This is a genomic window from Paenibacillus sp. sgz302114 (assembly GCF_056120345.1).
Genome location: NZ_JBVYOI010000007.1, coordinates 177,086 through 200,423, shown reverse-complemented (window position 1 = coordinate 200,423; position 23,338 = coordinate 177,086). Strand labels below are relative to the sequence as shown.

Sequence of the window (23,338 nt, the reverse complement as noted above, 5' to 3'; positions counted from 1 at the left end):
TCTATTAATGGGGTTAACTGTAAACGTATTTGATGGTTGTTATTCATTATAACGATGAACCACACGCCAACACAAAGCCCCCTCGAGAATTCTCAAGGGGGCTTCGTGTTGGGGTTTAAAAAATGAAGATGAAGGGCTCTTGCTCTGAAATTTGAAATCAGGTTCTGAGACTGATTTTAAATTTTTTATATGTGAACGGTATGCAGCTCCAGCACTTCGGCCAGAGGGGTATATGCATAACCAAGATCATCAGCTACAGCTTTGTATGTTACTTTTCCTTCAATAATGTTCGTGCCGCTTTGGAGGGCAGCGCTGTCCTTAATCGCCTCAATTGCGCCTTTGCGGGCAATTTGCTTCGCGTAAGGCATCGTTGCGTTGGTCAGTCCGATGGTGGACGTCTGCGGCACCGCGCCGGGCATGTTCGCAACGGCGTAATGAATGACGCCATGCTTCACATAGGTTGGATTATCGTGCGTCGTAATATGATCAATCGTCGCTACGTTGCCGCCTTGGTCGATCGCTACGTCCACGATAACAGCGCCGCGCTTCATCGTTTTCACCATGTCCTCGGATACGAGCACAGGTGCTTTGGCGCCTGGAATAAGGACCGCGCAGATAAGCAGGTCCGCTTCGGCTACGCTGCGTGCGATATTGTGATGACTCGAGACGAGAGTCTGCACTTGATTGCCGAACAGGTCTTCGAGCTGGCGCAAGCGATTCGCGTTTAGGTCGAGAATGGTTACATCTGCGCCAAGGCCGACTGCGATTTTCGCTGCATTGGTGCCAACGACACCGCCGCCGATAATCGTAACCTTGCCCCTCGCTACGCCTGGGATGCCGGAGAGCAGAATACCGCGTCCGCCTTTGGAGCGTTCGAGCAACTGTGAGCCGATTTGGGCAGCCATTCGTCCAGCTACTTCGCTCATTGGCGTGAGCAGCGGAAGCGTGCCGCCTTCTTTGACGGTTTCAAACGCAATTGCGGTTACTTTTGCATCGACCAGCGCCTTCGCTAAAGCCGGTTCTGCGGAGAGGTGCAAATAAGTAAAGAGAATTAAATCTTCTCGGAAATAACGATATTCACTTGGCAGCGGTTCCTTTACTTTCACGATCATGTCCGCTTGCTGCCATACGGATTCGGCATCCATCACAATTACGGCGCCGGATTGCGCGTACTCGGCATCGGTAAATCCGCTCTCAAGGCCGGCATTCGTCTCCACATAGACGGTATGGCCATCCTGCACGAATTCTTGCACACCATAAGGCGTTACTCCGACACGACATTCATTGTTCTTCATTTCCTTCGGTACGCCAATCTTCATGATCTGTCGCTCCTCGACTCGTAATGGGAACCTTGCTTGCTCGATACTTCTATTATAGGATCGACCAACAGCTTATTCATCGTACAAAGTATCAAGTCATTTGACGAATTCCTTTACAGTTTTGTATAGTTGGACTAGTTGTGATAAACATAATGTCTAGTTGGAGGCGGAAAATATGGACACAAATATGAAGTTTGATATTAGCCAGCTGCTTGCTAGGCCAATATTCCGCTCAGCGAAGCTGGTTGCCGGTCGGGAAGGGATGCATCGCCCCGTCGGCTGGGTGCATGTGCTTGAAATTACGAACGTGGCTCCATATGTGAGCCCGAACGATCTTATATTAACGACGGGACTATGGCTGAAGCAGAATGAGCAGGACCGATTCGCATACATGAAGCAGCTGATTGATCAGCATGCGGCAGGGCTGTGCATTGAGATGGGTACGTCGGTTGACGCCATTCCGAAAGAAATTGTGGAGCTGGCCGACCTGCATCATTTTCCGCTAATCGTGTTTGAACAGCCGGTCCGTTACGTTGAAATTACGCAGGACATTCATGCACTGCTCATAAACAGGCAGCATCAGTTTCTGAAAGAGCTCGAAGTCTATTCCCGCAAACTGCAGCGGCTGACGATTGAGAGCACGGGCATCGCGCAGATTTTGAGAGCTTTTCACGAGCAGACCGGACGGCAGGTGCTGTATTTCTCGTCGCTAGATCACAGCAGCGTGTTCTATCCCGCCATAACGGCGAAGGCGTCGAGCCCAATATCGAGCTTCCTTCAGCGGCAGATGGATGCTAGGGCACTATCGGCCAAAGACGTTTCCATACTGACGATGAATACGCAGCAGATTATTGTCGTTCAACCGGTCATATGCTTCGGCCAGACCTTCTCCTACGTAGGCATTCTTCTGCACAACACGCCAGAGATAACGGAATCGCTTACCTTGCTGCTTGATTATACGACAAAGGCCGTCGCTGCCATTACGCTGCGGACAGAGTTTCTGGAAGAGAAGCTATCGCGGGACCATAACGAGTTTATTCTCGACATTATGAACAACCGGATCGAGAACGAGGATCAGGCGCAGGCGAGAATGGGGCTTCGGCAGCTGAGCAAAGGGGAGTACTTGTTCGCCGGCGGTATTATCGAAATCCAGCATACGGCTGACACGGAACCGATTACGATTGAGGCGGATAAGCAGGACCTGCTTATTCTAGTCAGACAATTGCTCAAGAAGCATGGGCTTAACAGCTTGGTCATGATGCAAAATAACCGGATCTGCATGCTCTGTGCCAAAGAAGCGCTGCATAAGGATTCGCAGGCGAACCTTCAAACCACGCTGCAGCGGCTGGTGGAGGAACTAAGGGAGTCGGCGCATGAGTCGCATGCTTCGTCGCTCAAGTTGTACGCCGGCTTCGGCAAGCTGCGCGCACAAATCTCGGAATCTTCGCGAAGCTATGAGGAAGCGCAGCAAGTTATTGATGTGGCGCGGAGTTTGGCGGCGTACGAGGACTGCATGTTCTATAATCGGTTAGGCGTCTATCAGCTGCTCAAGGCTGTGCCGAAGCTGTCTTTTCTCAGTTCGTATGTAGAGGATCATCTGGGGGCGCTAATGGCTTACGATCGGGAGCATCATCTGCAGCTTATTGAGACGCTGGATGTGTATTTGGCCTGCATGGGCTCCAAGCAGGTGACGGCCACGAAGCTGAACATTCATCGGCAGACGCTATATAATCGCTTAGATAAACTGGCGATGCTGCTGGGGGAAGATTTTCTCGAGACGGATAAGAGGCGCTGCCTTGAGATGGCGCTTATGGCGTACAAGCTGAAGTGAAATGACCCCCGTCATGGTGACGGCGGGTAAAGAAATCGGCTTCTGCCCCGCTGTCGCGGTTCCGACCAGAATGCTAAGTCATTGCTGAGAGAACATATACGTTCTCTCAATCTCAGGGGTGCCATACCGCGCCATTACCCTGTATACTGAGAGCCTGGGGGTGAGGCGGATGGAGAAGAAACGAGGACTGTACTACGGCTGGGTCGTGGTCGGCATTGTTTTCTTATGTTTATTAGTTTCGGCGGCGATTAGCGCGGTGCCAAGCGTGCTGATGCTTCCGCTTGAGAAGGAGTTTGGCTGGGACCGCAGCGCGATATCAGGTGCCGCTTCCCTACGAATTCTGCTATACGGATTGATGGGTCCATTCTCAGCTGCCTTCATGGCACGGTTCGGCATCCGCAAAATAATGGTTATCTCGATGCTTATCTTGATTGCCAGCTTATCGTTAACGCCGTTTATGACTTCAATATGGCAGATGACGCTGCTCTGGGGCGTCATGATCGGCATCGGTACGGGATCGCTCGCGAATGCGCTTGGCGTTTCTATTGCGAACCGCTGGTTCGTCAAATATAAGGGGCTCGTCATCGGCATGCTGACGGCGAGCGCCGCGACCGGGCAGCTGCTGTTCTTGCCGCTCATTGCGCGAATTACGGAGGATATCGGCTGGCGGTATGCCATCTACACCGTCATGGGCGTGCTCGTGCTGCTGACGCCGATCGTCGCGCTCTGGATGCGTAATCATCCGTACGATGTTGGCGCAGCTGCACTCGGTACGGAAGAGATCGTGAAGCCGGTGCCGCTCGCCGGCAATCTGTTCCTCGCTCCGATTGCAGCCCTTGCAGAGGCTGCGCGCAAAGGCACGTTCTGGCTGCTGGCCGGCACGTTCTTCTTCTGCGGCTTCTCCACTAACGGGCTGATCGGCACGCACCTCATTCCAGCTTGCGGCGATTATGGCATTCCCATCGCAACCGCAGCGGGTTTGCTCTCGCTGATGGGGCTGTTCGACCTTGTCGGCACAACGTTGTCCGGTTGGCTGTCCGACCGAGTTGACAGCCGTTGGCTGCTGTTCTGGTACTACGGTCTGCGCGGGCTGTCGCTCATCTACTTGCCGCAGGCACTTGGAACAGGCTATACGCAGCTGACGATATTCGCCGTCTTCTACGGTCTGGATTGGATTGCGACGGTACCGCCTACGGCGAAGCTTGCATCCGATGCGTTCGGCAAGGAGAAGGCCGGCATGATCTTCGGCTGGATCGTCGTGGCGCACCAAGCAGGAGCTTCGTTCGCGGCGTATGAGGCGGGCTTCATGCGCGATTGGCTTGGCAGCTACACGGTGCCATTCGTGACCGCAGGCTTTGCGTGCTTGTTCGCTTCACTGATGGCGCTTCGCATCCGTAGGAGCAAGCTCGGACAGGCGACATCTGTCGGCGCTTAAGCAGATCGTAGATTAGGATTGACCACATAGCCGATGGGCTCCATATAATAGCGACAAAAAAAGCCGACCCAGTAGGGTCGGCTTTCCTTCTACCAACGATCAGTTGGTCGATAAACCGCCTGATAGATTGCTCCGAATGGAAGCGGATGCTCCCTCGGAACCTGCATGATTAATGAGCTTCTCCACCGATTTCAGGTGCGCGCCGGACACTGGTGCGCTTGGCGAGTCGCTATTAACGGGCTGCTTTACAAAATAGAGCCGCTGCTGCACCTCGTCAAAAAACTCGACTTGATCCATCTGAACGACATAACAGCGGTCCACTTTCTTAAACCCTTGTTCAACAAGAAAACGTTCGTGCTCTTCAAAGGTGGAAATTTGACTATAAAGTCCTTCTCTCGTCTGGTAGTAAACCTCTCCGCGATAGCTGCGCATAAGAAGAACGTCTTCGAGATCAATAAAAACAATTTCAAACTCTTTTTTATTGAACCTCTTAACGACCGGAATCTTCATGATACACGCCCTTCTTCAAAATTTCACGATGGAACGACAGCGACTGTGCCGACCAATTCTATGTAAGTTTAATTATAGCTTGTTTTTCCTCTATCTACCATGTGTAGAATAAAGAAAGTTTTACAAATTTTATATAAAAAACAGCTCTAGCCGCAAAAGCTGCGTTCAGAGCTGTTTATTCGCGGTGACTGCGAGGGGCAACGCTCCGATTATTTATTCGCGTGCGTGTAGACCTGCCAAGTTACGCCGAACTTATCAGTCAATACAGCGTACGCTGGACTGAAGAACGTCTCCGTAAGCGGCATATGCACTTGACCGCCTACTGGCAGTGCTTCGTAAATTTGGCGCGAGCGCTCAATATCGGTGGAAGAGATACAGATCGTCACTTGGTTGCCAATCGTAAACGGCGTGCCTGGGAAGTTATCGGAGAACATTAGATCGGTTTCGCCGACGCGAACCATCGCGTGTCCGACAAGGCCCTTCGCTTCTTCAGCCAATGGGAATTCCGGATTCTCTGGCATTTCACCGAATGTTTGCAGGAAAAGAACCTCTGCACCCAAAGCTTCTTTATAGAACTCAATTGCTTCCTTCGTATTGCCGTCCATCACTAGATAAGGCTCTAATTTCAATGTCATCGCGATAATCGCTCCTTTGTTATAGTAGGTCACTGCCTTCAGTATTGCCGACAGGAACATCATAATATAACGAACATATGTTTGCAATGCGATTTTATTTTTGTGAAGAAGAAGTCTTTCGCTTCCTTCGATTGCTGGGATACTTGCACCGAAGATGTGTATGAATCCGAACTTACCCACAGACTTATCCCCACTGCTAACAGCCTGAAATATGAAGAAACTTGAACTGTTTTCGCGACTGTAAACATATCCACAACTATAGTTATCCACATACGAATAGCGAGCTAGTTCCATAGAATGGATCTTCATGATTGCGTTCTCGCCCTAAAGTAGGAGAACTATGCAGAGGCCTAAATCGGCACGAAAGAAATTTGTCTAAAATTGACGAATAAAGTTTCAGTTTCATTGGATTCTCTGCTACTATTAGAAAAGGCATCAATAAATTTAAAAAGTTTCTAAAACTTTTACAAACTTTATAAAGCAATCTTCATTTGGATATACTATATTGAATATATATTAACCATAGAATGAGTGGTGTTAATAATGAATGCAATGGACCGAGTACCTCTATACCAGAAGATCCAAGATTACATTCGCAGTCTAATCAACTCGGACGGCCTCAAGGAAGGCGATCGCATTCCGACTGAGAAGGAGCTTATGGAGCGCTTCAATGTCAGTAAAATTACCGTCGTCAATGCACTTACGGGCTTAGCTAATGAAAATGTCATCACGCGCGTGCCGGGAAGAGGGAGCTTCGTAAGCAGTCAAGCAAGCATGATGAATGCTGTGGAGACGAGGCCAGCTGCAAGCAGTGTAGCGGTTCGTCATGAGCCAGCTGCTCGGACGGGCACGAAGTCTGGAATTATAGGGCTCATTTTGCCTTCGATCTATGATTATTTTGCCGCGCGGCTGACCCAAGGTGTGCAGAGAGCGCTCATGGAGAAAGGCTATCGGACTGTCATTATGCTCTCGAACAGCGTGCTCTCGGTGGAGAATGAGGCCATTCAGACGCTGATGGACATGGGTGCGGAAGGGATGCTGATCTTCCCGGTTGATGAGGAGCAGTACAATATCGAGATTCTCGGCATGAAGCTGTCCGGTTATCCGTTCATTCTTATTGACCGTTACTTGCCAGGCGTAGAAACACACTACATTGCCGGTGACGGCCGTACGGGAGCAGAGCTTGCGGTCAACCATCTATGGGAGCTGGGTCACCGTGAAATTGCGATTTGCTCAGATTCGCCGATTCAGACCGTGACCGTTCAAGAGCGAATTCAAGGGTATATGGACGCGCTCAAGAAGAAGGGGGCGCTCATTAATCCGGCACATATCATTACGGATTTCGCGCCGTTCAACGAAGTGAAGGAGGATCACCCGCTGTACCGCTATATCCGCAATCGGATGGCGACGGCTTACATTACGCTGAACAGCAAGCTCGGTATGCACGTATACCGAATTGCGCGGCAGTGCGGATTATCTGTGCCGGATGACCTATCGCTCGTCAGCTTCGACGATCCGACAGCGATTGCAGAGGATATGAGCATGTTCACGCATGTGAAGCAGTACGAGTACGAAATTGGCTACGAGGCGGCGAACAAGCTGATCGAGGTTATCAACGATAAACAGGCAGCAGAGCACAAGTACAGCAAAGTGATTGTAAAGCCTGAGCTTGTCGTACGGCAATCGACAGGTCCGCTGAAGACTGTAAAGTAAGTAGAGTCGGGGGCTGAGCACGAGTTCACCGGAGGCAAATGAAGAAGAAGCTTTCCGAAGGGGGAGCTTCTTCTTTTTTTACATAATAATCATGTTGCGTGTATATTGAATATATATTATATTAAGATTCAAGTTGTTGAAAGCGGTCGCTGGCTTAAGCGGACATAGGATGGATGGAATCTATTATAGTAAATACGCTGCGGAAAAGAGGATTCAGATGCCATACGAAACAGTTAAATTTGATCAAATGCGGTCCATGCTTGGGAGATTGCAGGAATATATTTATCGTCCAGTATCTACATTGACGGCTACGGCTTGGGTAACCAAAGAGCCGGTTCCTTATGCGGAGCGTATGTCGGGACAGCGGTTGGAAGTGGCTGCCGGTGAGCGGTGGGGCGAGCTGTGGGATTGCGCTTGGTTTCATTTTGCCGGTCAGGTGCCGATCGATGCGCGCGGGTCCAAAGTCGTGCTACTCATCGACGTGAACGGAGAGCTGTGCTTGGTTGATGAGGCGGGTACTCCGGTGCAGGGTCTGACGAACATTAATTCGGAGTTCGATTATTCGCTCGGCCTGCCGGGCAAGCGGGTTGTCCACATCAACGAATCGTCCTCTGGGGATGAAACGATTGATCTGTGGGGCGATGCTGGCTGCAACGACTTATTCGGCCGGTACCGCAGCGGCACGCTCAAGGAAGCGGTTATCGCGATCTGCCGCGAGAACGTCCGCGAACTCTACTACGACGCGGAAGTGCTGCTCGAAACGGCGGAGAAGCTGCCGCAAGGGTCCGCGCGGAAGGAGAAGATCGCTCGCGCGCTCTATGAAGCGACGCTCATTCTCACGGAGATGACTGATGAGCGCATCGCGAAGGCGAGCGCCCTGCTTGGCGAACAGCTGGCGAAGCGCGGAGGCGATCCGGTGCTAATGATCAGTGCCGTCGGCCATGCGCATATTGATTTGGCGTGGCTGTGGCCGATCCGGGAGACGATTCGCAAAGGCGCGCGGACGTTCTCGACAGCGCTGCGGATGATGGAGCGTTATCCGGATTATATCTTCGGGGCGAGCCAGCCACAGCTGTATGAGTGGGTGAAGACGCACTATCCTGCCCTGTATGAACAGGTCAAGGAGCGCGTGAAGGAAGGACGCTGGGAACCGCAAGGCGCGATGTGGGTCGAGTCCGACACGAACGTGCCTGGCGGGGAAGCGCTCGTAAGGCAGGTTCTGTATGGCAAGCGATACTTCCTGCAAGAGTTCGGGCAAGAGATGAAGTCGTTGTGGATGCCGGACGTGTTCGGCTACACGGCGAGCTTGCCGCAGATCTTGAGCAAATCCGGCGTCGATTACATGATGACGCAGAAGCTGTCATGGAGCACCTACAACCGCCATCCGCATCACACATTCATGTGGGAAGGGATCGACGGCTCCAAGGTGCTGACACATATGCCGCCGGAGGACACGTACAACAGTCCGGCCGCGCCGCGTTCAATCGTGAAGGCAGAGGCGGAATATCTCGACAAGAATGTATCCGATCACGCACTCATGCTGTTCGGCATCGGCGACGGCGGCGGCGGTCCGGGTGAAGAGCATCTGGAGCGGCTGGCGCGGGAGAAGAATCTGCTCGGACTCAGTCCGGTCACGCAGGAACCGTCCTCGGCGTTCTTCGAGAAGCTTGCCGAGAAGCAGGCGAGCTATCAGACTTGGCGCGGGGAGCTGTACCTGGAGAAGCATCAAGGAACGCTGACAAGCCAAGCGAGGAACAAGCGTTATAACCGCAAGCTGGAGAAGGCGCTTCGCGAGCTTGAGTTCGCTGCGGTGCTGGCTCGCGCTCTATGCGGCATCTCTTATCCGCAGGCCGAGCTGGAGGAAATCTGGAAGGAAGTACTGCTGTACCAGTTTCATGATATTCTCCCTGGCTCGTCCATTAAGCGGGTGTATGACGAGTCGCTAGAGCGGTACGCGCTGTTGCTGGAGCGGGTGGAAACAATGGTTGCAGAGAAATATGAAGCGATCGCGCTGCAGCGTACAGCTTCACCGGTTGCGGTAGCGGCAGTCGCGGCTACGACCTCGGCTCCTGCTGGGGATGCGCTCACCGTATTTAACTCTTTGCCGTGGGAGCGTTCCGAGTGGATCGAGCGTGCAGATGGAAGCTGGCAGCGTGTTACCGTGCCGGCAATGGGTGTCGCTGCGGCGGCGGATTGCAGCAGCGAAGCAGAGGCAGCAGTGGGGCGGTCCGCAGCGCCTGCAACGCCAATCGTGCGCGCCGATCTGCGCACGATAGAGAATGAGCTTCTGAAGGTTACCTTCGGCGAGGATGGCGCCATTGTCTCCGTCTTCGATAAAGTACACAATCGCGAGGTAGTCGCAATTGGCGGGCGTGCCAACTTGCTGCAGGTGTACGATGACAAAGGCGATGCGTGGGACTTCCGTCAAGATTACCGCGAGACTGGCGGCATGTCGCTCTCAATAATCGAGTCGTCATCCTTCGAGTCTGGACCGACGGCAGGCGTAATCCACTGCTATCAGTATGGCGAGTCCGTACTCATACAGAAGGTTGTGCTTACCGAGGGCAGCCGGCGCATTGATTTCGTAACGACCGTCGATTGGAAGGAAGAGGAGAAGATGCTCCGCACCTCCTTCCCGCTGAACGTCCGTTCGGATCGCGCTGCTTGCGAAATTCAATTCGGGTACTTGAACCGCCAAACCCACCGCAACACAATGTGGGACTATGCCAAAGACGAAATTTGCGCGCATCAATATGTCGACCTGTCCGAGCCAAGCTACGGCGCAGCGCTGCTTAATGATTGCAAATACGGCTACCGCGCCGAGGGCAGCACGCTCGATCTGAACCTGCTGCGCAGCCCGAAATATCCGGATCCGGAAGCGGACCAAGCGGAGCATATGTTCACCTACTCGCTTTACCCGCATGCTGGTGATCATGTAGCGGCCGAGGTTTATAAGCAAGGCTATGAGCTGAACGTTCCTCTCCGTACTGCGAGTATCGGAGGATCGCATGCGCAGTCTGCTGCGGCATCGGCGCAATCCTTCTTCCAGCCAGCTCACCCGAGCGTCATGATCGAGGCGGTGAAGAAAGCAGAGGACAGCGATGACATTATCGTCCGTCTGTACGAGACAAGCGGCGCCTCCGTGCAATCGGAGCTTCGCGTCGGCCTGCCGCTCCAAGATGCATGGTTGGCTGATCTAATGGAGAATAAGCAAGAGCAGTTGGAAGCTGCGGATGGCAGCATATCGCTTACATTCACGCCATTCGAGATCAAGACTGTACTGCTGACTATTTCGGATATATAAGTCGGCGAGTTGGCTGAATAAAGCAAATAAGCGCAAGGGGCGATTGTCGCTCCTTGCGCTTATTTGCTTTGTATACATTATAGATCTGAGTTAATCCGAGTAGCGGATGAACGACAGCAGCAGATCCTGCCTGTGATCGCCGAAGTTTGCGCCGAACAGGTTGAGCCCGCGGCAGTTCGCCGCATCCTCGGCGACTTCGAGGCGGACGCGGATCGGCTTGTTGTACTGCAGATCAAGCGACGCGATGGTCACCTCGGAGGAGGCTGAGCCGTTCACGAGGCTGCCTGAAGCGGTAATGCGCCATTCAGTGAGCTCGCCGTACTCAGTGCCGCTCCACTTGTCAGGTGTCAGCTTGCCTTTGCGGTCGCCGAGGTCGCCGGGGCTTGTGAAGACGCCGACTAGCTGGTCGTTGATGAATAGCGAGATGTCCGAAGGCCAGTCCATCTGGAAGTGCGGCGCCTCCGAGCAGAGCTCCGCGCTGAACCACAGCTCGTCAATCGTTACGCCGGGCGGCATCGGGTTGGCAAAATAATATTCGAAATAGCCTGCGCCGGAGAACCAGAGCAGCGATGAATCCACTCGTTCCGGCAAATAGAAGGCGCGCGGATCGTCGACGGAACCGACATGGGAGCCATCCCGAGTCACAATGCCGCAGGTCGGCTGGGTCGAGCAGTGGGAATACATGCCGATCGGCATATGCAGCTCTTCCGTGCGGTGCAGTCCTTCGCCAAGCTTGACGGGCAGCTCGAGCAGGATGGAGCGTCCGGTGACCGAGCATATTTTCTCCCGATTCGCGCCGGTTGTGGACGAGACGAGCTCCACGCTCTCGAGGATTTGTACATTAATGGAGATCGTCGGCTGCGCTACACCGAGCGCCTCCGCAAGCTGGCTGACGCTCATCGGCTTCTCGCCGAGCGCTTCCAGAATGCGTACCCGAACGTCGCCGGATAACGCCTTTGCCACGTCGACAATGCGGGAGGAGGGGTATCTGATTGTGTCTTGTTTGATTTCGTTCATTGGCTTCACCTGACCAGCCCTTCAAATCGTTATAGAGGTAGTGTACTCGAAAATCGTTATATTGTAAAAGTATAATATACATATTGATTAAACTATATATGGGTGCTAAAATGGGGGCAAATCCACTTTTAGGGAAGGTTGTGCTACTTGATATGACCGCGCAAGCATTAACGTCTGCATTGAAACAAATACCTCGTCCTGAATATCCGCGCCCGGACTGGCAACGCCAGGATTGGCTGAACTTGAACGGTACATGGGAATTCCGTCTTGATACGACGGAAGCTGCAAGCGGTTGCGAGACGCCTGCGACCCAATTTGACAGTGAAATTGTAGTGCCTTTCTCATGGGCAAGCCCGCTGTCGGGAATTGGCCGCGATGAGCGCGGCACTGGCTGGTATAAGAAGAGTGTTGCATGGTCGCCAGCTGAGAGTAATTCGCGTGTCTTCCTGCGCTTTGGCGCGGCTGATTACAGCAGCGAGGTTTGGGTTAACGGTACGCATGTCGGCTCGCACATTGGCGGCTACGGCGGCTTCGAGTTCGATGTAACGCATGTGTGGCGCACTGATGCGGAGAATGCGATTGTTGTAAGCGCGACTGATTTTGACCATGGTTATCAGGCACGCGGGAAGCAAGGTTATGGAGAAATTCGCGGCATTTGGCAGCCGGTCTGGCTGGAAGCGCGTCCGCAATCTTATATCCAATCGGCGAAGTTCGCAACGTTCATTAATGGCACGATTGGTGTGAAGGCTGTCGTTGTCGCTCATGAAGCGGGAGAAGCTGGCTTGCAATTCAGCTTCGATGGCGGGACTGTTCAGCATAACTTCGTGGCTGAGCTGGCAGAGGGCGAGAATGAGGTTAGCGCTTCTTTTGTCGTGAGCGATCCGCAGCTGTGGAGCCCTGAGACGCCTTATCTCTATGAAGGTTCGCTGACGCTCAGTCGTGCGGGCAGTGCGGGCGATGTGGTATCGACGTACTTCGGCATTCGCGAGTTCGGGACTGCGCTATTCGGCGATCGTTCGTACCGCTGGGTTACGCTTAACGGCAAGCCGATATATCTGAACGGTACGCTTGATCAGTCGTACCATCAGACAGGTTACTTCACCTATCCGACCGATGATGAGATGCAGGACGAGATTTATTTGCTGAAGCGCCTTGGGCTTAACCTGGTTCGGATTCATATTAAACCGGAGGAGCCGCGCAAGCTGTACTGGGCGGATAAGCTGGGTATGCTCGTAATGGAGGATATGCCTTGCTTCTGGGGCAATCCAGACGAGACGGCAAGAGCGAATTATGAGAGCGAAGCGAAGGAAATTATTGAGCGCGATTACAATCATCCGTCGATCTTCTCTTGGGTCATGTTCAATGAAACTTGGGGGCTGAAGACAAATCCAGAGTCACAGGGCCTAACAAATCAATCGCATACGCCAAGCGCGTATTTGCCTGAGACTCAGGAGTGGGTCAGAGGGATTTATCACTGGGCAAAAGAGCTTGACCCGACGCGGATCGTCGAAGACAACTCCCCTTGTAACTTCGACCATGTCGAGACGGATCTGAATACATGGCACTTCTACATTAACGGCTACGAGCAGCTGCGTGAGCATGTGACGGACGTTGTGGACAAAACCTATCCAGGCTCGAGCTTCAACTGCATTGGCGGTAACGTTCAGGGCGATGCGCCTCTGATGAACAGCGAGTGCGGCAATGTGTGGGGCTTCTCGAACGGTGCTGGCGACAGCGACCTTGCTTGGCATTACTGGTACATGATGAATGAGTTCCGCCGTCATGACAAAATGTGCGGATTTGTCTTTACGGAATTCCGCGATGTGACGAATGAATTCAACGGCTACTACCGTCTGGACGGCACGGATAAGCAGTTCGGATATGAAGATCTAGTGCCGGGCATGTCGCTCTCAGACTTGCATACGCCGGACTTTATCGTGATCGACGCACCTCCTTGTCAAACTGTACAGGCTGGCGAGCAAGTATCGGTTTCACTGCTGGCATCCAGCTACTCCGATGCGTATCATGGTCAGCAGCTGACGCTTGCTTGGGAGCTGACGTATGACAACATCGGCGTACGCGTAACAGCTGAGCGCGGATCGGTAGAGCTGGCTTGGGGCGAGTATGGCGTGAAGGCAATTGAGGCGCCGATTGTGGTGAACATGCCGAAGCAAGATGCGGTTGCTGTACTGGCAGTTCGTCTTGTGGATGCAGCGGGCCGCGTGGTGACGCGCAACTTCACGACATTCGATGTGCGCAGTGGCGCTGCTCACGGCGTATATGAAGCAGAAGGGCAGTTCGTGCAGGTGCCTGTTACAGGCTTCGCCTCGCATAGCTTCCCGCACCAGTGGAACGCGATTCAAGAGGGCAAAACAAACGGCGGTTTGGAAGGCGAGTTCGTGTACGACGTGGAGCTGCCAAGCGTAGAAGAACAGGGCGCGATCCATCATATCGAAATCGCTTTCGAAGCCAGCGCGAAGCGACTGCTTGCCCGTAATATCGAGGGCTCGCGCGACCGCCAGCATGGCATCGACTTCATGCATGGCGCGAATGCGAATGTGGAGTACAACAGCAATACGTACTACATGACCGATGATGAGCTGCACCCATCGCACATCGTTGTGAGCATTGACGGTGAGCAGGTTGGAACGTTCACGCTGCCAGACAATCCGTCCGATAGCCGCGGCGTGCTGTCGTATCAGTATCAAGAGATATACAACAAGCTCGACGAGGCAGGCTCGTACGGTTACCTGTGCCGCATTACGGTGCCAAGCCGTATTGCAGCCAAACTGAACCGCAGCCGCAGCTTCAAGCTCGCAATCGCAGCGGACCAAGGCGGCGTGGCGCTTTACGGCCGCAATGCAGGGCGTTACCCGCTTGATATTTTGGTGCGGGTGAAGTAGTAGGGATAGAGTGCGACGGAGGTGCCCTTCAAGGAGGTGCCTCCGAAGATCGGATGCAAGAGCCGTCTCGGAAGTAGTGTTTATACTACTGCGAGACGGCTTTTTCTCATTTGTATTTAGCGGTGGCACGGCATCTGGGATCCGTTAGCCACCGGTAGCACCAAGCGTGACATTTGGCCCGACCATTTCGCACCTATTAGGTTAGCTGCTAGCAGCTTCGTTTGAAGCGGGCGGCTTTTTTTGTGCTGGTATGTAGTGCCTAAGACGAAGGCATGAATATTAAGTATTGAGTATATATTAAATATATTATTTATTGAAGTTGGTTTTGTAGCTGCCAACTTAAATCATGGGAGGGGTAAGTTAGCGTATTGGAGGATGAGAATGGGAAATTGGTGATCCTTCACATTTCAGCATTTTTCGACAAAATACCCGAATTACGGAGGTTTTATCGCCAGGTGAGCATTTGGGAAGGTGGAGAATGGTGCCGTGATGACATGTGATGTTCCGGTCGCTGTACCTGGTGGAAAAAAATTCTAATAAAAGTGTTGATTAAATATATTAAACATATTATATTTATATATAAGGTTAATGAAACTGCTTGCAGGATGACATTGCATTTGCTTAACGGACTGCCGCAGTCCCTTTGCTTTTCGCGCATCGATGTCTGTCGGTTCATTAGTTGAAAGCGCTTCGTTTGGCTATACCCTGTAGAAGGTGGGAGGAGTAATGATTGCAAAAGAAGCAAGAGTTGAAGTCATGCCCGATGTATTGCCGTTAAAGAAGAACAATGCATGGGCGAAAGTATGGAGTTTCAGGTCGATCTACTTATTTATGCTCCCTGCTTTTATCTGGTATGTCGTATTTTGCTACTATCCGATGTACGGTATTTTGATTGCGTTCAAAGATTTCAAATACAACCTAGGGATATTGCACAGTCCGTGGGAAGGCCTTCGGTTTTTCAAACAGTTCCTAGGCGATTCCAGTTTCTATTCGGTGCTCTACAATACGCTATCGATTAGCTTCCTGAAGCTATTGCTTGGATTCCCGGCTCCGCTCATCCTTGCTTTGATGCTGAATGGCGTTATGCATGGGAAATTAAAAAGGATCTTCCAAACGATTTCCTATCTGCCGCACTTTGTATCCTGGGTCGTTGTTGTGACGCTGATGCAAAAAATTCTTTCTCCTAACGTGGGACTTGTCAATGACATCCGGGATCATATGGGGCTTGAGCCGATCTTCTTTATGGGCATGCCGTCATTATTTTATCCGCTGGTCGTCATTTCGGATATTTGGAAGGGTGTAGGTTGGGGCTCGATTATTTACTTGGCCGCTTTGACCAATATCGATCCGCATTTGTATGAAGCCGCGGAAATGGACGGGGCGGGACGGTGGAGCAAGCTGTTTAAGATTACGCTGCCATCTCTGACTCCTACGGTTGGTATCTTGCTGATCTTCTCTCTCAGCGGCGTTCTGAATGCCGGTTTTGACCAAATCTGGCTGATGCAAACACCTGCTACACTCAGCGTTTCGGAAATTCTAGACACTTATGTCTTGAAAACGGGTATTCAGCAGGGACAATTCGCTTATTCCACGGCCATCGGATTGTTCAAGTCAGTGATCTCTCTGCTTCTCATTGTGGCCGTTAATAAAGTATCCAAAAAAGTGAGCGACGTATCGCTATGGTAATTAGGCATCATTCATTATTTGAACTTAAGGAGGTGCAGGTATGGGTGTGAGAAAACTATCGGCTGCCGATAGAATCTATACCACAGTGAACTATTCGCTGCTGCTCATATTCTGCCTGACGGCACTCTATCCCTTTATCTATTTTCTAGCGCTATCATTCAATGACGGCTATGACGCCATGAAGGGCGGCATCTACTTCTTCCCGAGGGTCAGTACGTTTGAGAACTACTCCAAGGCATTCCACAACCCTCACATTTTGAAATCATTTTGGATCTCCATTTCCCGAACGGTTGTTGTAACCGTAGGTTCAACAATGTTGACGGCTCTGCTCGCCTACGGTCTTTCACGGAAAGGCTTGCCGGGAAGAAAATATATCGTCTTCTTCTTCTTCTTCACTACGCTGTTCAGCGGCGGACTTATCCCGACATTTATTCTGTACCGGGAGCTGCATATTCTGAACACGTACTGGGTGCTTGTCCTGCCGTCGCTGTATAGCTTCTTCAATGCAATTATTATGAAGACTTTCTTCGACGGAATTCCACTCGGCTTATCGGAATCGGCGCGGATCGACGGCGCAAGCGAGCTAAGCGTATTCTGGAGAATTATTCTCCCGCTTTCGATGCCAGTAATGGCTACCATCGCATTGTTCGTCGGGGTTGGCGTCTGGAATGACTGGTTTACCGGGCAGTTCTTCATTCAAAATGAAAACCTTCAGCCTGCAGCTACGTTCCTGAACAAAATGATCAGTGAAGCGTCGTTCCAGTCCATGACGGGCTCAAGCAGCGGTTCAGCCATTCAAAACATGAACCAAAACCAGATGGCGCTGCGAGGCGTAACGCCTGAGGCTCTCAGAATGACCTTCGTTATCATCATTACGGCACCAATCATCTGCGTGTATCCATTCCTTCAGAAGTATTTTGTTAAAGGCGTACTTGTTGGTTCGCTTAAAGAGTAGCCGAGTATAAGAGGCTGAGCCTTTTATATATAAAAAATCAGCAAAAGAAAGGGGCTTGTCTAATGCGTAAGACCGGATTGAAAAGTTCTCTTAGCTTGACGCTTGCCATCCCGATGATTGCATTGTCTGTAACGGCATGTGGAGGAAACAACAATGCTTCGAGTACGAATGCGAACTCGGGAGCAGCTAACACGACGAACGCGAACTCGGGGACAAACGACTCATCTGCACCTAAAGAGGCTACATTATCCTTCCTAAGTGCCTGGAACGGCGGAGGAGCAGGATTCCCGCAGGATCAGGAAAACAATCCGGTTGCTAAAGCAGTTAGAGAGAAAACCGGCGTAACGTTGAAACTGGAATCGATCACAACAAGCGAAGTTGAGAAACTGAACACGATCTTCGCTTCGGATACGGTTCCGGATATCGTAAACGCGCCATACTGGTCGACGACAGGCGGAGAAGGACAAGTCATCAAGAAAGCGGCTTTGGAAGGCCAGCTTCTCGACTTAACCCCTTATCTTGATAAATATCCGAACGTGAAGAAACTGATGACGCAAGGCGTAGCGAAGGACTTTGCCGAATTCGATCTGAATAGTCCTGATCTTGAAGGCAAGCAATATGTCATTCCTATGCAGACGCCGGACGGCACTCCAGAAAGTATTCATAACTGGAACTACGGCCTCTACGCTCGCGGAGATATTTTGAAAGCATTGAATGTGAATGCTGCTGATATCGACACGGAAGAAAAGCTTGCAGATCTGTTGACTAAAATTAAGGCTGGCGATTTCAAAGATATTAGCGGCAAGCCGGTTATTCCTTCCGGTACGATGCACAATGGATGGGACTATAGCCAATTCCTATCCGGCTGGTCTGATTACAACATTTCGGACTTCCGTCAGGAAGATGGCAAGCTGATCCACTGGACGCAATCCAAAGATCAAGAAGCTCGCTTGTTGTATATGAGAAAGCTGATCACAAACGGTCTCTTTGACCCTGAGGCGTTCAGCAATACCGATACGACCGCGAATGAGAAGCTCGCTACAGGTAAGCTGGCTGTATTCGGCGCTCAAAGCATGATTGGCGAATTGCAAAAAACGCTTTACAAATCAAATCCGGAAATGCAGTACGAGCTGCTTGGACCAATGAAGAATAAGAGCGGCAACATTGTAACGCAAGTAGAGAAGCCAGGTCGTTCCGGCTTCCCGGTTATCTTCTTGAGCGCGAAGATCAAAGATCCAGATGCAGCACTGCGTCTGATTGATTACTTGAACAGCGACGAAGGCCGCCTGCTCGCTTACTGGGGTATCTCAGGCAAAGATTACAACCTGGTTGATGGCAAGCCGGTATGGGTTGCAGACGTGAAGAAGCAATTCGATGATAATCCAGATGTGAAGCGTGACGAAGGTCTCAACTACCTCTCCGGCAGCTTCATGGGCGCTTTCTCTTCTGAAGTCACTTGGCCGATTCCAGATGACCAGAAGACGCAATGGGAGAAACTCGAAGCAAGCTACTCGAAGAGACTTCCGATCCAAATTATCGACAAAGTCAGCGCAACTTACCTGGAAAGAGACTGGCCTAAATACCAAGAGTTCCGCGACAAAACAGCTAGCTTGAACTTCGACGAAGAATTCCGCAAAGCTTGCTACGCGAAAACAGATGCCGATGCGCTTAAAATTCTGCACGGCATTCAAGACAAGTTTAAATCTGCTGGCGTAGAGGACATGGCTGCTTATGTCGGCGAAAAAGCTGCAGCACGCGATGATATCGGCTGGTAATACAAGGTTGATTGCAGCATAAGGAATAGTAGAATAGACCAAATCGCTGATATGGCGGTTTGGTCTGTTTTGCGTTTGGGGTGCAAGAAGGGTAGTGGGTACTCTACATTGGCCAAAAATCGGCGAAAAGGTAGCAAGAAGGGTACTAGGTACCCTACATCATTTTAAAACCGGAAGCTAAACTGATTTACGAAGGATTATCAACGATCCTACTAGAAATGAACAATGGTGTGGAATTGATATTGCTTGACTAATAGGCCTCCTTTTCCGGCCTATACGATTAATAATGTTAACCTTGATTGGGATGAGGTTTTCAGCGCGATGCTGGAACATCTCTCATATCCATCTTGAAAATGGTTTTTCACGAGACAACTTTCGGAGTCGCAATGAACAATTTTCACTAACGTGCCGCGCAGTGGGTTCGATAAAATAGAGCCATAATCCATGCAAGGAGCGTGCAGCGTTATGACTCAAGCAGCGATCCAATCCAGCTACCCAGCGGCATCCATCAAGCCATCGGACCGATACCAGGTTCGTATTGGTGGACAGCCTGTTTTTGTATATCAGTGCCAAGGCGCAGGCTATGCCGTGTTGTCGGCTGAAGGCGCAATGACAATTGAAATCGAGACGAGTCATGCCTTCGAGCAAGTGGTTGTACGGCCATTGCGCCACGGCATTGTGACAGAAACGGCAGCTGACAATGTGCTTCGCTTCGAGGTCGAAGCGCCAGCGAAACTATCCGTTGAGTTTGACGGCGGCATCAAGGAGCCGCTGTTTATTTGGATCAATCCGCCGGAGACAGCAGAGCGTCCGGACCCTGCTGACAAGGCTGTTCACTATTACAAAGGCGGCGAAGTGCATCATGCAGGCGAAATTCGTTTGCAGGATGGCGAGACGCTTTACATTGAAGAAGGGGCAGTCGTGCATGGCCGAGTGACGGCAGACGGAGCATCGAACATCTCGGTTCGTGGCAGAGGAATTCTCGACGGCTCGCTGTGGCGGGAGAATGAAGGGGCGAAGAAGCATGCGATGCTGCTGCCTGCACGCTGCTCGGGTGTTACCATTGAAGGGATTAGCGTCGTGGACGGACCGACGTGGCATCTCGTGCCGACGGCTTGCTCGAATGTGCGGATTGAGAACGTAAACGTGCTTACTTTTGCAGGGACGGGCGATGGTATTGATATCGTCGGCTGTGAGTATGTGACAATTGAGAATGTGTTCGTTCGCTCCAAGGATGACTGCATCGCGATTAAGGCGGTCGACTACTTCCATGAAGCGGGCTGCCGCGATGTCCGCCGTGTGCGGGTGAGCCGCTCGGTGTTCTTCAATGCGGAGTGGGGCAATGCGCTCGAAATTGGCTACGAGACACGCTGCGAGACCATCTCGGACATCGAGTTCAGCGACTGCGACATCATTCACTGCCAGTTCGAAGGGTATGAATCTGGCGGAACGTTCACCATTCATAACGGCGATAGAGCGGTCGTGCAAAACGTGCTGTATAGCAACATTCGCATCGAGGATTCGGAGGAGAAGCTGGTCGATATGAAGATCCAATTTTCCCAGTATTCCCGCGATACGGAGCGTGGTCAGGTTCGCAATATTCGGTTCGAGAATATCTCCATCACCGGCGGGCTGCTCCCAGTCTCTATTATCCGCGGTTATGACGGTGCACATATGATCGATGGCGTTACGTTCTCCGGTATCAGCTATTTGGGCGAGCCGCTAACAAGCGCCAATACAGCCAAAATGGTCGTGGAGCTCAGCCGGAACGTGACGTTCGAGCGTTAAGTAAGGTAGTTGTTGTGACCAGGTACTAGGAGAAGATAGTACTTATGCGATTGCAGAGTCGGCCTTACAATAAAGTCATAACGAAGCAGCCGCGAGAGGCTGCAAGGGAGGACTTTAGAGATGATGACCGAATCGACAACAAATGCAACTGCAACAGCAACCTGGGCTGGGGCACCGCTTCGCAATAGAATGCCATTTTACCGCCGCCGCAACACTCCGACATATACATTCATGGCTTGGTCGGCTTTTGTGCTGGCATGTGGATTTGAATTTGGAGGAATTTACACGCTCAAGGAGCCGCTTTCCGTTCAAGGCTACTACGCGGTGTCGGCCATCCTGCTGATCGTAACCTCGTTCCTGCTTCAGAAGGTGGCGCGGGACAACGATGAAGATAATTACCTGCAAACATTCAACACTGGTTATCGCCGCAGAAATACGTCAGCTTTTACATTCCTCTCATGGGCTGGCTTCGTGCTCGCAATTCTTGCGGAGTATGTCGGGGTATTCAATCTTGAAGAACCGTTGTCTGTAAAAGGTTACTACGCCATTGGCGGAGCATTTCTAATAGTGTCCTGTCTTGTTCTGCAGAAGACGATTCGTGACAATGAGGAAGATAAGCTGCATAGCGGTGGGGATGCGGCGGACGAGAGTGTGAGCTTTGAGGGGCAGAAATAATAACAAGGGCGCGCCAATGCGGCGCGTCTTTTTTGCGCAGCTGATTTTCATGTAGAATAAGGAAGCAACCGGTACGTAACTAAAATAGCTCGTAGCGCTTCTTAAGCCTAATGGAGAGGAAGATTGTTATGAAGGTGAAAATTCTAGTCGTCCTTGTGTTGATACTAGCGGCATCTGCAATTTGGTGCTTTACTCCAAAACACTATAACAAAACATTGGACGGCGTTTATTATCAACTAGGTGAAGAAGGCATAATCGGGGATGTAAAAGTGCATCTCAACGGAAAGCTGCGAAATCATATCAATGGTCATAAAAGCTTTAGAGGCACAATAGAAATCACGGGAGCGAAGGTACCCCAGATTCCAAAAGATCGCGACAAATTAGAGCTGCTGTATTCCGGGGATAATTTTGCATCAGTCGTATCGTTTTATAGTACTGCAGGCAAGAGTGGAGCTATTGTTCCGAATATTTATTTCTATGGCGCTGCGTATATCAACGACGATTTTACTCAATTCACCATCGCAATATCGAATGATGCCAATAAACAATGGTCACAAACAGACGGATTCATGATAACGGCTCCTGCGGAGGATCGTGAAGGAGCGATTCGAATATCGCAAGAATTGATGAAAAAGTTCGGTACCCGAATTAACTAATTACACTACTGCTTCTCGATATGTGTGCCTCAACTCCAATCCCAGCTCTAACCTCAATTCTAACCTCGACCCCAACCATACCAATATCGTGGAATTCGGTAATTTCCCCGCCGCAGAGCACCCGAGAGAGCAAATACGCTCTCTCAGCACTAAAACCCAAGTCGGCGGCAGGTTGCGAGACTTTCACCCGGCACTCATAGTACCAATTTCCTACTATTAAAGTTACTTTTTGCATTGATAGGTAAATTTAGCTAGTCTATAATGATACGTACAAGTTTACATAACATGTGAAGGAGAGTTTCAGTAATGAGAAGTTTGCGTGTGCTTTTATCCCTATTCGTACTCGTATTAACAGTTCAACTATTTCCAGACACTAAGCAGCTCGTACACGCAGAAGAGAGCACCGGTGTAACAGTAACATTCCCGGACATCAAGGCGCACTGGGCGCAGAGCCAGATTGAGAGATTGGCAGAGATGGCGATTATAAAAGGGTTCCCGGATGGGAAGTTCCTCCCCAATCAGAACGTCACCCGCGAGCAGTTTGTGTCCATGCTGGTGAACACGCTGGGCTACTCGGTGGAGGACGCGTCGGCTACTGGCGCTGTTTTCACGGATGTCGCCGCATCCCGCTGGTCGAGTGGGGCGATTGCAGCCGCGCTTCGTGAAGGCGCACTCGTGAAGAGCGAGTATGGAGCGAATTTCAAACCGACGCAGGCGATTACACGCAACGAAATGGCGATTATGATCGCGCGTGCATTGAAGCTGGATCCGAGCGAGAAAGCGCTGGGTTTCAAGGACAAAACGAGCATCAGGTCACATCCCGAGCTGGTCGGTGCTATCGTCGATGCCAAGATCATCACCGGATTCCCGGATCAGACTTTCCGTCCGGCAGGTACGCTGACGCGCGCGCAATCCGCTATTGCGCTCATTAATATGCTCGACACGGCGCTGAAGTCGCAGGACCCGGATATGCCGACGCCTCTGGTGCACCGGGATGCCGCGAACGAGGTTACGTACCAATCGGGCGTGACGGAAATTACCGATCCGCGGCAGGTGAAGTCGTTGTCGTCTGACGGCGAGCTCGTATTGGACAAAACGCAGAGAAGCCAGAAGCAGGCGAAATAGTAGTCCTGCCG

16 protein-coding genes and 1 pseudogene are annotated in these 23,338 nt (G+C 51.4%); 13 read left to right on the top strand and 4 right to left on the bottom strand.

All coding sequences use genetic code 11. The features are described from left to right. Positions 1–185 precede the first annotated feature (185 nt). The gene (ald, locus tag AC0LWF_RS18905) at positions 186–1,319 is read right to left on the bottom strand and encodes an alanine dehydrogenase (RefSeq protein ID WP_474653094.1); all 1,134 of its coding nucleotides are present in this window, start codon (positions 1,317–1,319) and stop codon (positions 186–188) included. Positions 1,320–1,494: 175 nt separating this feature from the next. Here ald and AC0LWF_RS18900 point away from each other — a divergent pair, with 175 nt between their 5' ends. Continuing rightward, positions 1,495–3,150, top strand: coding sequence for a PucR family transcriptional regulator (locus AC0LWF_RS18900; RefSeq protein ID WP_474653093.1), 1,656 nt, complete (start codon positions 1,495–1,497; stop codon positions 3,148–3,150). Positions 3,151–3,319: 169 nt separating this feature from the next. After that, entirely contained in the window at positions 3,320–4,585 is a 1,266-nt protein-coding gene (locus tag AC0LWF_RS18895; protein WP_474653092.1) for an MFS transporter, read from the top strand. A gap of 99 nt (positions 4,586–4,684) precedes the next feature. On the opposite strand, the gene AC0LWF_RS18890 is transcribed toward AC0LWF_RS18895, so the two are convergent. Next, on the bottom strand, positions 4,685–5,095 hold the full coding sequence (locus AC0LWF_RS18890) for a LytTR family transcriptional regulator DNA-binding domain-containing protein (protein ID WP_474653091.1): 411 nt from the start codon (positions 5,093–5,095) through the stop codon (positions 4,685–4,687). Between the two features lie 209 nt (positions 5,096–5,304). Further along, positions 5,305–5,730, bottom strand: coding sequence for a VOC family protein (locus AC0LWF_RS18885; RefSeq protein WP_474653090.1), 426 nt, complete (start codon positions 5,728–5,730; stop codon positions 5,305–5,307). 543 nt (positions 5,731–6,273) lie between these two features. Between AC0LWF_RS18885 and AC0LWF_RS18880 the strand changes: the two genes are divergently transcribed. Continuing rightward, positions 6,274–7,443 (top strand): GntR family transcriptional regulator, encoded by a 1,170-nt coding sequence (locus AC0LWF_RS18880; RefSeq protein ID WP_474653089.1) that lies wholly within the window; start codon positions 6,274–6,276, stop codon positions 7,441–7,443. Between the two features lie 217 nt (positions 7,444–7,660). Then, positions 7,661–10,747 (top strand): alpha-mannosidase, encoded by a 3,087-nt coding sequence (locus tag AC0LWF_RS18875; protein ID WP_474653088.1) that lies wholly within the window; start codon positions 7,661–7,663, stop codon positions 10,745–10,747. A 90-nt stretch (positions 10,748–10,837) separates the two neighbouring features. On the opposite strand, the gene AC0LWF_RS18870 is transcribed toward AC0LWF_RS18875, so the two are convergent. Continuing rightward, positions 10,838–11,764 carry an ArsR/SmtB family transcription factor gene (locus AC0LWF_RS18870; protein WP_474653087.1) on the bottom strand — a complete coding sequence of 309 codons (927 nt, stop codon included), beginning with the start codon at positions 11,762–11,764 and terminating at the stop codon, positions 10,838–10,840. A 152-nt stretch (positions 11,765–11,916) separates the two neighbouring features. Between AC0LWF_RS18870 and AC0LWF_RS18865 the strand changes: the two genes are divergently transcribed. From AC0LWF_RS18865 to AC0LWF_RS18825, 9 genes and pseudogenes are all read left to right on the top strand, one after another. Continuing rightward, positions 11,917–14,667, top strand: coding sequence for a glycoside hydrolase family 2 protein (locus AC0LWF_RS18865; RefSeq protein WP_474653086.1), 2,751 nt, complete (start codon positions 11,917–11,919; stop codon positions 14,665–14,667). 726 nt (positions 14,668–15,393) lie between these two features. Next, the gene (locus tag AC0LWF_RS18860; protein WP_474653085.1) at positions 15,394–16,353 is read left to right on the top strand and encodes an ABC transporter permease; all 960 of its coding nucleotides are present in this window, start codon (positions 15,394–15,396) and stop codon (positions 16,351–16,353) included. A gap of 40 nt (positions 16,354–16,393) precedes the next feature. Then, on the top strand, positions 16,394–17,308 hold the full coding sequence (locus AC0LWF_RS18855) for a carbohydrate ABC transporter permease (protein ID WP_474653084.1): 915 nt from the start codon (positions 16,394–16,396) through the stop codon (positions 17,306–17,308). Positions 17,309–17,370: 62 nt separating this feature from the next. Continuing rightward, on the top strand, positions 17,371–19,083 hold the full coding sequence (locus tag AC0LWF_RS18850) for a type 2 periplasmic-binding domain-containing protein (RefSeq protein ID WP_474653083.1): 1,713 nt from the start codon (positions 17,371–17,373) through the stop codon (positions 19,081–19,083). Between the two features lie 465 nt (positions 19,084–19,548). Further along, the gene (locus AC0LWF_RS18845; RefSeq protein ID WP_474653082.1) at positions 19,549–20,871 is read left to right on the top strand and encodes a glycosyl hydrolase family 28 protein; all 1,323 of its coding nucleotides are present in this window, start codon (positions 19,549–19,551) and stop codon (positions 20,869–20,871) included. A 120-nt stretch (positions 20,872–20,991) separates the two neighbouring features. Next, positions 20,992–21,240 (top strand): annotated as a pseudogene (locus AC0LWF_RS18840) (YiaA/YiaB family inner membrane protein); the annotation flags it as partial. A gap of 30 nt (positions 21,241–21,270) precedes the next feature. Further along, positions 21,271–21,546: a YiaA/YiaB family inner membrane protein gene (locus tag AC0LWF_RS18835; protein WP_474653181.1), complete on the top strand. Its 276-nt coding sequence runs from the start codon at positions 21,271–21,273 to the stop codon at positions 21,544–21,546. 128 nt (positions 21,547–21,674) lie between these two features. Further along, entirely contained in the window at positions 21,675–22,202 is a 528-nt protein-coding gene (locus AC0LWF_RS18830; RefSeq protein ID WP_474653081.1) for a hypothetical protein, read from the top strand. Positions 22,203–22,508: 306 nt separating this feature from the next. Further along, on the top strand, positions 22,509–23,327 hold the full coding sequence (locus AC0LWF_RS18825; RefSeq protein ID WP_474653080.1) for an S-layer homology domain-containing protein: 819 nt from the start codon (positions 22,509–22,511) through the stop codon (positions 23,325–23,327). The last annotated feature ends 11 nt before the right edge of the window (positions 23,328–23,338 follow it).